The following is a 9436-nucleotide window of genomic DNA, read 5'->3' as shown; positions in this document are numbered from 1 at the left end:
AGCGGGTGTAGCTCAGGGGTAGAGCATAACCTTGCCAAGGTTAGGGTCGAGCGTTCGAATCGCTTCACCCGCTCCAAAAAACGAACAAAAATAAGGTCGCCTTCGGGCGGCCTTTTTTGTTGTTTAAACTCAATTGAGTAACTGAAAAGTAGACTTCAGGTAGCCGGAATTAAACATACAGCTCACGGCCATTTTTCGGGGCATCCGGGCCAGGATCGCTGCGCCTGCAATAAAGTGCTTCTAAGGCTACCAAACGAGACCCACCTTCGAATCTTTTACGTTTTGACTTATCACGGTGCTGCAAAGCCGTCCCTTTGGTCAGCTCTTCACAGATTGCGACCAAATCACTGACAGGGGTTTCTGTACCCAAAACGCAGCGCAGGCTGGCAAGGCGCGCAAACATGTCGCCTTGAATCGTCGGCGCACGCGCTGACACCAAAACCGACACAATGTGAGGCTGATGAAACTGCGCCAAGAGCGCCGTCGACAAACAGCTGTGCCCATCCACAAGGAAATCAAACAAAAGCAAATCAAATCGATCTTCGCGCAATTGTTGTTCGGCACTGTCGATACTGCGCGCACGGCGGACATGATGGCCTCGCGCCCCGAAGGCGGCCTGCCAACGTGTCGTGGTTTCTATATCACCATGCATAATGAGCAGTCTCAACGGCGCTCTCCACTTCCAATCCTTCAGGCCTATTGGACCAAAAGTTGCTTAACTTAGTCTTAATTTCGGAAAGTATTTGTTAGACCTGAGGGGAAGTTCGCCAAGGACTTTATTCTCTAACGGACCTTTCGCCTTAAAACAGTGCGCTCAACAAGGATCAAAATAGGGACCCAAGCGCCCCAAGCCGTGACATTATAGGTTTGCACGACAGTCCAGCCAGAGATCATCAATGGAAGCATGATCAAGCGCAACATCACGGCCGCGAATGTCAAAGTTGCAGAGCGGATCATCCATCGCTGATGAGTTTGAATGTCCCCTGCCCGCGCGGCCATAACCGCTTTTACGGTGAACCCAATCCACAAAACAGCAAGCACGGCAAAGCCTGCGCGCGCAAACAAAGTGGCCTGCGAGCTTGGCAGCATCACAAGCGAAGCGAAGCCCGCGATGACGATGGACATGACGTAGATGCGCCCCACCAATCTATGCAATCCACGTCTGCGCGTCCGCAGCTTTGGCATGAATTGCAATGGCATCAACAACAATGCAAGCGGCGCGAACAGGATATGAGCGTAAAGGGCGAACTGTGTGTCCGGCAGATAATGCGCCAGATGCGGCATGGTCACGGACACAGGGCCGCGCTGTCCGGCAAAGGACGCCAGCGCCACAAGAACACACAGGGTCCATAAGATTGGTTTGGTATATTTTGGAAGGGTCATTGGCGGTCTTTCTTTGGAGTCACAGATTAAGGTCAATTGGCTAATGGGTCAAACTTGACAGTGTCAAGTTGTGGATACGCGACAAAGCTTGACACTGTCAAGTGTCTCGTAAATACATGCGTAAAGGAAAACCCATGACCGACGCACCCGAAGCCAAATCCGACAAAAATCCACACCACCATGGCAACTTGCGCGAAGTTTTGATCGACGCAGGCCTTGCGATTTTGGCTGATGAAGGCTTGAGTGCACTCACCTTGCGCAAAGCAGCAGCCCGCGCAGGTGTCTCACACGCCGCCCCTGCCCATCACTTTGACGGCAAAACGGGGCTTTTGGCAGCCATCGCCACACGCGGGTTTGCGACATTCACCACCTACATGAAACAAGACAGATACATCCACGGCACCGAACCACACGACCAAATTCGTGGTATCGGTGATGGGTATCTGCGGTTCGCATCCGATCAAGAGGCGCTATTTCGGTTGATTTTCAACACGGATTTCAAATCGCAATGCGATGATCCAGATCTCAAACAGGCCAGCAAAGCCGCCTACAATGAGTTGGCTGACGTGTGCGCCTTGTTCGAGCCCTCGCCTTTGGGGACAGGCGTCAACGAGATGGCGATTTGGTCTTTGGTGCATGGTTATGCGGGGCTGCGCGCCTTCAATAAATCCATACATCCAGAGACCGGAGATACGATTCCCTTCGAGGCGCTTTTGCCACCAATGCAGCCACGCCTGCCCTAAGCCCTGCAACAGCGCTTGGCCTAAGACCAATTGCGGCCTATAAACGCCTCAAATCACAGATTGAGGCCCCCCATGCGCACAGCGACCATTACCCGCGACACCGCCGAGACCAAGATCAGCGTCGAGATCAATCTCGATGGCACTGGCACCTATGACAATCAAACCGGCGTTGGTTTTTTTGACCACATGCTGGATCAATTGTCGCGCCACTCTTTGATCGACATGACCATTCGCGCGGATGGTGACACCCATATCGATGATCACCACACCGTCGAAGATGTGGGGATCGCGATTGGTCAGGCTTTGACCAAAGCTGTGGGCGATAAGAAGGGCATGAACCGCTACGGTCACTTCGCGCTTGCGATGGATGACACCCAAGTGGCCACGGCGCTGGACCTGTCTGCGCGACCATTTTTGGTGTGGAATGTTGACTTCCCCACCGCGAAAATAGGCACCTTTGACACCGAGCTTGTGCGCGAGTTTTTCCAAGCGCTAAGCACCCATGGTGGGATTTCGTTGCACATCGACAAAGTGCACGGGTTCAACAGCCACCATATCGCTGAGGCCGCGTTCAAATCTGTGGCCAAAGCTTTGCGCATGGCGGTGGAACTTGACCCGCGGATGGCGAATTCATTGCCGTCCACCAAAGGCATGCTTTAAACCAAAGCCCTGAATTCGCGAAAGCAGGTCCGCCTGCCCTTGCACCCTTTTCCCTATTTTGACTTGAGACCTTCATGCTCACAGCACTTGTAGACTACGACAGCGGCAATCTTCATTCTGCACAAAAAGCGTTCGAGCGCATGGCGCGCGAAACAGATGCAGGCGAAGTCGTCGTTACATCCGATCCTGATGTGGTGGCACGCGCCGACCGCATCGTTTTGCCAGGGGATGGTGCCTTTCCCGCCTGCAAAGCACATTTGTTTGATCACACAGGCCTGTTCGAGGCGATTGAACAGCAGGTCAACCAAAACGCGGTGCCTTTTATGGGCATTTGCATTGGCATGCAGATGATGGCCACAACGGGCCATGAATACACCGAGACTTCTGGCTTTGACTGGGTCGGCGGCGATGTGGTGCATATCGATCCGGCGGACAAGGCCCTGAAAGTGCCCCATATGGGCTGGAACGATCTGATCATCGATGCGCCCCACCCTGTTTTGGATGGCATTGCATCAGGCGAACACGCTTATTTCGTGCACTCCTATCACGTGCGTGTGGCCAATCCTGCACATCGTTTGGCACATGTGGATTACGCAGGCGACATCACGGCCATCATCGGACGTGACAATATGATCGGCTGTCAGTTTCACCCTGAAAAAAGCCAAGCCGCAGGCCTGCGCATCATCGCCAACTTCTTGGCATGGAAGCCGTAACCCCCATGCAAGAGGTTTTGGATCACATCAACGCAACGATCGGACAAAACCCTGATCGCGGCAAAACGGCCAGCTACATTCCTGATTTGGCCAATGTGGACCTAAACCAATTTGGCATCGCGGTGTGTTTGGCTGATGGGCGCGAATTTCACGCTGGCGATGCGCTGACGCCCTTTTCAAGCCAATCGGTTTCCAAAGTCTTTGCAGTAGCTTTGGCTTTGGGCAAAGTTGGCGATGGCCTTTGGTCCCGTGTGGGGCGCGAACCGTCCGGCTTGGCCTTTGACAGCATCATGTTACTTGAGCGTGAAAATGGCCGCCCGCGCAACCCGTTCATCAACGCAGGCGCGATTGTCACCACCGACACCTACCTTGCGGGTTCTACCCCGAAAGAAGCCTTGGGTGGGTTGTTGCGCTTTGTGCGCGATGCGGCCGAAGACAGCGACATTCACATCAACGACGCGGTGGCGCGCGGCGAAATGGAAACAGCGGACCGCAATTTCGCGCTGGCCTATTACATGAAATCCCATGGCAATCTCAGCCATGATCCGCAGCTGACCATGGGCACCTATTGCCATCAATGCGCCATCGATATGTCTTGCGTACAATTGGCCCGTGCGGGACGTTTTTTGCTGGGCGGTGTCAAAGGTCTTGGCCCCCGCCTTGTCAGCAAAACCCGCGCACGTCGCATCCAAGCCCTGATGATGACCTGCGGGCATTATGATGGCTCTGGCGATTTCGCGTTTCGTGTAGGCCTGCCAGGCAAATCTGGCGTCGGCGGCGGCATTTTGGCCATTGCGCCGGGCAAAGCCTCTATCGCTGTGTGGTCGCCCGGATTGAACAGCTACGGTAATTCAAAACTGGGCACTGAGGCGATGGAAGCCTTGGCCAAAGCGCAAGATTGGTCTGTGTTCAACTAGGCCGCTCTAGCGTTTTTCTTCGCTAAGCAGCTATAGGGCCTTTAGCTCACAGCACATCTTTGCAATTCGCGTCCATTCATGCCAAAGGACACCAACAGATTTATGAAAGGGCCTCTGCCATGATCCTCTACCCAGCGATTGACCTCAAAGACGGCAATGCCGTGCGCCTGTACAAAGGCGAAATGGATCAAGCCACGGTGTTCAACGACAACCCAGCCGCCCAAGCGCTTGAGTTCGTGAACGCGGGCTGTGAATGGCTGCATTTGGTCGATCTCAATGGTGCTTTTGCGGGCGAACCCGTGAATGCGGCCCCTGTCGAAGAAATCCTCAAACAGTGCAAAGTGCCAGCCCAACTTGGTGGTGGCATCCGTGATATGGCGACGATTGAACGCTGGTTGTCCAAAGGCTTGCAGCGCGTGATCCTTGGCACTGTCGCGGTTGAGAACCCAGACCTGGTCCGCGAAGCCGCACGGGCGTTTCCCGGTCACGTGGCTGTGGGCATCGATGCGCGCAACGGCATGGTCGCGACCAAAGGCTGGGCCGAGGAAACCAACGTCAATGTCACGGACTTGGCAAAATCTTTTGAAGACGCAGGCGTTTCCGCCATCATCTACACCGACATCAACCGCGACGGCGCGATGCAAGGCCCGAATGTCGAAGCCACGGCAGCGCTTGGCAATGCGGTGTCTATCCCTGTGATTGCCTCTGGTGGCGTGTCGTCCTTGGACGATCTGCGCGCGCTCAAATCCTGCGGCGCGCCGCTTAACGGCGCCATTTCGGGCCGCGCATTGTATGATGGTGCGATTGATCTGGGCGAGGCTTTGAAGGTGCTGCGCGGTTAAATCACCGCGAAGCGCTCGTTTTTAAAGGCGTCTCTTACGTCTCATGCGGCGGTTGTTTTATTGAACAGCCGCTGCAGTCAATTTACCCAAAGCACCCTGCATCATCGCCACGTAAGGCGCATCTGCTGGAATGTTCAAACCGGCCAGCGTGTCTTTTGGATCTTCATAGGTCAAGAAAACCTCACCTGCGGCGTTCTCATAAGCCAAAGCTTTGAGCGGTAAATATAAGCCTGCCAGTTGATCGGCCTGCATCGCGGGCGCACCCAGCTTTGGATTACCGAAAATCAGTAATTCTGTGTCCGCCAATTCCGCACCAATGCCAGCCGCTCCGGCCCCATGATCAATACGCACAAACACCGTTGCACCAGCATTTTTAACAGCGGTTTCAAGCGCATCCAAGGTCTCTGATACGGATTTATTGCTTTGCACCGAGATCAAGTCTGCGGCCGCAGGAAGGGCGGCGGAGGTCGCCAGAGCCGTCGCGATCGAGGCGAAAAGAATTCGAAATTTCATATCTGTTCTCCTGAACATCATTAACCTCGCCACTTCAGCGGATCGCTCGCAGTTTGCCTAATCACGTTTTCGTCATGGCGCAGATTGCGGCCAGAAACCGTCCTAAAGCTTACGCGTCAACGCGTCTCATTGAATGGTCATCGCAGTCATGATTGTTTGCCTCATATACTTTACAAAGGCTTTCAAATGACAAAAATCACCACGCCACCGCATCCCAAACACGCTAAAGTTTGGAACCACGTTATCGACGGAGATTTCATTGACAATTACTCTGTTGCCTCTTCTTTAAGCCCCAAAGACGCCGTAAAAATCGGTCTGACGATGCCCAAATGGATCACGGCGCTTATGACGCTGCGCAATGCCATCGTGGGGCCTTTGGGCTTGAAAACCGATGAGCTCGGCGAAGGTCAGGACAGACTTTTTCCCATCACCTATGAAGACGCGGATCAACTGATCCTTGGCGCCGACGACAGTCACCTCAACTTTCGTATTTCGATTGTGCGCAGCGACGGCCGTATCCACATGGCCACTTGGGTCCACCGCAACAACACCTTGGGACGCATTTATTTAGCGGTAATTATGCCGTTTCATAAGTTGATTGTACGCAATTGCGTAAACCGCATTGCAAGCCACAAAGGCACCGCGCCAATTGCATCGCAAGCCGTAGCCAAGTAAAGACAGGGCAACACCGCTTATATTCGGATTTGTCCCATGCTCAAAACCCGCATCATCCCCTGTCTTGACGTCGCCGAAGGCCGCACGGTCAAAGGCGTCAATTTCGTTGACCTGATCGACGCGGGCGACCCTGTGGAGCAGGCGATTGCCTATAACGCGGCCGGCGCGGATGAGCTGTGTTTTCTCGATATCAAAGCCACCCATGAAAATCGCGGCACCATGTTTGATCTGGCGACTCGCACGGCTGAGCAATGCTTTATGCCGCTCACAATAGGTGGTGGCGTGCGCAAGCCTGACGATGTGCGCGATTTGCTGCTCGCGGGGGCTGACAAAGTCTCGTTCAACTCTGCCGCCGTGGCCGACCCCGATGTGATTGCACGCTCTGCCGATCGCTTTGGGTCGCAATGTATCGTCTGCGCGATTGATGCGAAAACCATAGGCACCGATGAGCACGGCGAACCAAACAAATGGGGCATTTTCACCCACGGCGGACGCAAAGCGGCGCTTGATAAAGATGGAAACCCGATTGATGCGGTGGAATTTGCCAAAATGATCGCCGCCAAAGGCGCAGGTGAAATCTTGCTTACATCCATGGATCGCGACGGCACGCGTGCTGGATTCAACCTCAAAATGACCCGCGCCATTGCCGATGCGGTGCATGTGCCGGTGATTGCTTCTGGCGGTGTCGGCAACTTGGATCACTTGGTCGAAGGTGTCACCGAAGGGCATGCCTCTGCGGTTTTGGCTGCGAGCATTTTCCACTTTGGCGATTACACCATCCTTGAGGCCAAAGAATACATGGCCTCCAAAGGCATTCCGATGCGGCTTAACTAGGGAATTATTAAATGACACATGCCATTGAACGCCTTGCGGCCACCATCGAAGAACGCAAGTCCTCCCCTGCCGACGCCTCTTGGACAGCCAAGCTTCTCGCCAAAGGGGCAGACAAATGCGCCGAGAAATTCGGCGAGGAAAGCATCGAGGCGATCATCGCCTGCGCCAAGAATGACCGTGAGAATTTGAAATACGAGGCCGCTGATGTGATTTATCACCTCGGCATCATGCTGGCCGCGCGCGACATTACATTAGGTGAGGTGATGGACGAACTTGATCGCCGTGCTGGCGTGTCTGGCATCGCTGAGAAAGCTGCCCGCAAACCTTAAACCTGTTTTATGAGACGTGATCCATGCCCCTGAATTTTGTCGCCAAACCCACTGATTTCGACATGTATAAAGGCAGCAAAGAGGTTTTACGCGCGCGCAGTTCTTGGCTGTATCGCTTGCGGTTTGTGTGGTTTCCGATTTGCGCTCTCGGCCCACTTGCAGCCATGTATTTTTTGCCAAACGGCCTGCCGATGTGGATGACAAACATCACACCCATTTTGGCGATGATGAGTCTGATGTTGTTCATGTGGGTGATGCTGCAAAAGCGCATTGCGCGCAATCACTCCATTAAAAACGCGAAGTCTTTTGTGACGCCTACGGCCTATACCCTTGATGAAAAAGGCTTTACCCAAGAAAGCGCGGTCGAGCTGCACCGTGTGCGCTGGGACGCGTTTATCGCTGCACAAAACACATCTCAAGGCATTGCGCTTTTAATTGCCGATGCCCAATTCGTTACCATCCCCAAAACCGCGTTCGAGTCCAAAGAGGCGCAAGCGAAAACATTAGTTACGATTCAAGACTGGATCAAAGCCGCCAAGGTTTAGCGTGCCGTAAGCCTAGCCGATCAAAGGCTCAGCTTGTGAAAGGCAAAAGGCCAAGACGCGGAATTTCAATGTTCGGACAGCGATCCATCACCACTTCAGCCCCTTGCGCACGGCCCAGGGCGGCAGCTTTGTCATTGATGATATCAAGCTGCATCCAGATCGTTTTAAGACCGCGCAAATGCTCCAGTGCCTCTTCGACAACCGGTAAAACATCTTCAGACCTTCTGAAGATATCTACCATATCAACCGGTTCAGTGATTTCGCGCAAAGTGGCCACGCATGTTTGTCCAAACAGCTCTTTGCCCGCCTGCCCCGGATTGACGGGAATCACCTTATATCCGTGAGCCGTCAAAAAATTGCCCACGCGGTTTGACGCCCGCTCAGGTCGCGGCGAAGCTCCGACCATCACGATCACACGTGTCGAGGTTAGGATACGTGCAACGTCGGGGTCACTCAGACGATCTACATAGCTCATAAGATAAAGATAGCGCTGCTTTTGAAAAAAACACCAGTGTTTTGCGCAAAAAAAGCCCGAGCCAGGGGAGAGGCTCGGGCAAAGTGTGGAACGAGGGACAATGGAGCAACGCGCGGGTTCCAATACGCGTCTCGTGTTATACAGTTAGGTCTCAAAGGGTCTTATGGAAGAGCGTGTAATATATTTGTGAACACACTGTTAACACGCGTGATCAATAGACTGTTTCGAAATTCAACACTTATTGCGCGCTCAATGCCGGCCAGTTGGCTTCAGCCAAGGCGATGTTGGCATCCGTGTCTTCCAACCAAATGGTGCGCACTGTTTTATTAAAGTTCAGGTACAGCTTGCCGTTGTGAATGGTCCAAGCCTCTGGGTCACCGTCTGCCAGACCACCCTTGGCAGCTGCATAAGCGCAATATCCGCCAAATTCTGGTGCATAGGCTGTTGGATCGGCGACGAATTTGTCTTTGTTCTCAACAGATGAAAAATGCCAGACCTCACCAGCCCATTCAGCTGCATGGGCCGCATCGCCTTGCACATAGGCGTTTTCAGTAAAATAAGCGACGGGATCAGCACCACGAATAGCGACACCATCTTTGGTGTAAATTTTCATCGAGGCGGTATCACCAGCAAAGCTGGCGAATGGGGCCAAAACGGCACCCGCAACGGGGACAATGGCAAGAGAGAGCAGAGAACGACGTGTGATCATGGTGATTTCCTTTTGTGTCTGACAAAAGGATGAGGGTTGGGGAACCCAAAGAGAAGCCCCCCAACGCAAGCGTGACTGCGCGTTATCGAACGTCAGTC

Annotated in this window: 14 protein-coding genes and 1 tRNA gene; 10 read left to right on the top strand and 5 right to left on the bottom strand. The window is 53.6% G+C overall.

Going from position 1 to position 9436, the window contains the following annotated elements:
• The first annotated feature begins 1 nt into the window (after nucleotide 1).
• A tRNA-Gly gene (locus WNY38_RS16125) sits at nucleotides 2-76 on the top strand.
• A 93-nt stretch (nucleotides 77-169) separates the two neighbouring features.
• On the opposite strand, the gene WNY38_RS16120 is transcribed toward WNY38_RS16125, so the two are convergent.
• Both WNY38_RS16120 and WNY38_RS16115 read right to left on the bottom strand, forming a co-directional pair.
• Complete coding sequence (locus WNY38_RS16120) at nucleotides 170-667, bottom strand: hypothetical protein (RefSeq protein WP_342858388.1); 498 nt, start codon at nucleotides 665-667, stop codon at nucleotides 170-172.
• A 116-nt stretch (nucleotides 668-783) separates the two neighbouring features.
• On the bottom strand, nucleotides 784-1383 hold the full coding sequence (locus WNY38_RS16115; RefSeq protein WP_342858387.1) for a DUF2306 domain-containing protein: 600 nt from the start codon (nucleotides 1381-1383) through the stop codon (nucleotides 784-786).
• Nucleotides 1384-1517: 134 nt separating this feature from the next.
• Between WNY38_RS16115 and WNY38_RS16110 the strand changes: the two genes are divergently transcribed.
• The 5 genes from WNY38_RS16110 to hisA all read left to right on the top strand — a co-directional run bounded on the left by WNY38_RS16110 (nucleotide 1518) and on the right by hisA (nucleotide 5258).
• Nucleotides 1518-2126 (top strand): TetR/AcrR family transcriptional regulator, encoded by a 609-nt coding sequence (locus WNY38_RS16110; RefSeq protein WP_342858386.1) that lies wholly within the window; start codon nucleotides 1518-1520, stop codon nucleotides 2124-2126.
• 72 nt (nucleotides 2127-2198) lie between these two features.
• Nucleotides 2199-2786 (top strand): imidazoleglycerol-phosphate dehydratase HisB, encoded by a 588-nt coding sequence (gene hisB, locus WNY38_RS16105; protein WP_342858385.1) that lies wholly within the window; start codon nucleotides 2199-2201, stop codon nucleotides 2784-2786.
• A gap of 74 nt (nucleotides 2787-2860) precedes the next feature.
• Nucleotides 2861-3499, top strand: a complete 639-nt coding sequence (gene hisH / locus WNY38_RS16100; RefSeq protein WP_342858384.1) for an imidazole glycerol phosphate synthase subunit HisH — start codon at nucleotides 2861-2863, stop codon at nucleotides 3497-3499.
• Nucleotides 3487-4416, top strand: coding sequence for a glutaminase (locus WNY38_RS16095; RefSeq protein WP_342858382.1), 930 nt, complete (start codon nucleotides 3487-3489; stop codon nucleotides 4414-4416). The genes hisH and WNY38_RS16095 overlap by 13 nt, the downstream gene beginning before the upstream one ends.
• A gap of 119 nt (nucleotides 4417-4535) precedes the next feature.
• Nucleotides 4536-5258: a 1-(5-phosphoribosyl)-5-[(5-phosphoribosylamino)methylideneamino]imidazole-4-carboxamide isomerase gene (gene hisA / locus WNY38_RS16090; RefSeq protein WP_342858381.1), complete on the top strand. Its 723-nt coding sequence runs from the start codon at nucleotides 4536-4538 to the stop codon at nucleotides 5256-5258.
• Nucleotides 5259-5315: 57 nt separating this feature from the next.
• Here hisA and WNY38_RS16085 read toward each other — a convergent pair whose 3' ends face one another.
• Nucleotides 5316-5771 carry a DUF302 domain-containing protein gene (locus WNY38_RS16085; RefSeq protein WP_342858380.1) on the bottom strand — a complete coding sequence of 152 codons (456 nt, stop codon included), beginning with the start codon at nucleotides 5769-5771 and terminating at the stop codon, nucleotides 5316-5318.
• Between the two features lie 186 nt (nucleotides 5772-5957).
• On the opposite strand from WNY38_RS16085, the gene WNY38_RS16080 reads away from it, so the two are divergent.
• The 4 genes from WNY38_RS16080 to WNY38_RS16065 are packed head-to-tail and all read left to right on the top strand — an operon-like array spanning nucleotide 5958 to nucleotide 8154.
• Nucleotides 5958-6446, top strand: a complete 489-nt coding sequence (locus WNY38_RS16080; protein ID WP_342858379.1) for a DUF2867 domain-containing protein — start codon at nucleotides 5958-5960, stop codon at nucleotides 6444-6446.
• Nucleotides 6447-6482: 36 nt separating this feature from the next.
• Nucleotides 6483-7280 (top strand): imidazole glycerol phosphate synthase subunit HisF, encoded by a 798-nt coding sequence (gene hisF / locus WNY38_RS16075; protein ID WP_342858378.1) that lies wholly within the window; start codon nucleotides 6483-6485, stop codon nucleotides 7278-7280.
• Nucleotides 7281-7291: 11 nt separating this feature from the next.
• Nucleotides 7292-7609 carry a phosphoribosyl-ATP diphosphatase gene (locus WNY38_RS16070; RefSeq protein ID WP_342858377.1) on the top strand — a complete coding sequence of 106 codons (318 nt, stop codon included), beginning with the start codon at nucleotides 7292-7294 and terminating at the stop codon, nucleotides 7607-7609.
• A 23-nt stretch (nucleotides 7610-7632) separates the two neighbouring features.
• A complete protein-coding gene (locus WNY38_RS16065) occupies nucleotides 7633-8154 on the top strand; it encodes a YcxB family protein (RefSeq protein WP_342858376.1) in 522 nt (173 codons plus the stop codon).
• A 28-nt stretch (nucleotides 8155-8182) separates the two neighbouring features.
• Here the strand turns inward: WNY38_RS16065 and WNY38_RS16060 are convergent, their stop codons facing one another.
• Nucleotides 8183-8629 (bottom strand): CoA-binding protein, encoded by a 447-nt coding sequence (locus WNY38_RS16060; RefSeq protein ID WP_342858375.1) that lies wholly within the window; start codon nucleotides 8627-8629, stop codon nucleotides 8183-8185.
• A 238-nt stretch (nucleotides 8630-8867) separates the two neighbouring features.
• Nucleotides 8868-9338: a YHS domain-containing (seleno)protein gene (locus WNY38_RS16055; RefSeq protein WP_342858374.1), complete on the bottom strand. Its 471-nt coding sequence runs from the start codon at nucleotides 9336-9338 to the stop codon at nucleotides 8868-8870.
• Nucleotides 9339-9436: the final 98 nt, after the last annotated feature.

It is taken from the genome of Pacificibacter sp. AS14 (assembly GCF_038899935.1).
Taxonomy (GTDB): Bacteria; Pseudomonadota; Alphaproteobacteria; order Rhodobacterales; family Rhodobacteraceae; genus Celeribacter.
Note: the sequence above shows the minus strand (reverse complement) of the source record. Positions and strands in the feature narration are given on the sequence as shown.

Coding starts and splice junctions, on each gene's coding strand:
- WNY38_RS16115 (WP_342858387.1), bottom strand. CDS start 1,383: ATGACCCTTCCAAAATATACCAAACCAATCTTATGGACCCTGTGTGTT.
- WNY38_RS16110 (WP_342858386.1), top strand. CDS start 1,518: ATGACCGACGCACCCGAAGCCAAATCCGACAAAAATCCACACCACCAT.
- hisB (WP_342858385.1), top strand. CDS start 2,199: ATGCGCACAGCGACCATTACCCGCGACACCGCCGAGACCAAGATCAGC.
- hisH (WP_342858384.1), top strand. CDS start 2,861: ATGCTCACAGCACTTGTAGACTACGACAGCGGCAATCTTCATTCTGCA.
- WNY38_RS16095 (WP_342858382.1), top strand. CDS start 3,487: ATGGAAGCCGTAACCCCCATGCAAGAGGTTTTGGATCACATCAACGCA.
- hisA (WP_342858381.1), top strand. CDS start 4,536: ATGATCCTCTACCCAGCGATTGACCTCAAAGACGGCAATGCCGTGCGC.
- WNY38_RS16085 (WP_342858380.1), bottom strand. CDS start 5,771: ATGAAATTTCGAATTCTTTTCGCCTCGATCGCGACGGCTCTGGCGACC.
- WNY38_RS16080 (WP_342858379.1), top strand. CDS start 5,958: ATGACAAAAATCACCACGCCACCGCATCCCAAACACGCTAAAGTTTGG.
- hisF (WP_342858378.1), top strand. CDS start 6,483: ATGCTCAAAACCCGCATCATCCCCTGTCTTGACGTCGCCGAAGGCCGC.
- WNY38_RS16070 (WP_342858377.1), top strand. CDS start 7,292: ATGACACATGCCATTGAACGCCTTGCGGCCACCATCGAAGAACGCAAG.
- WNY38_RS16065 (WP_342858376.1), top strand. CDS start 7,633: ATGCCCCTGAATTTTGTCGCCAAACCCACTGATTTCGACATGTATAAA.
- WNY38_RS16060 (WP_342858375.1), bottom strand. CDS start 8,629: ATGAGCTATGTAGATCGTCTGAGTGACCCCGACGTTGCACGTATCCTA.
- WNY38_RS16055 (WP_342858374.1), bottom strand. CDS start 9,338: ATGATCACACGTCGTTCTCTGCTCTCTCTTGCCATTGTCCCCGTTGCG.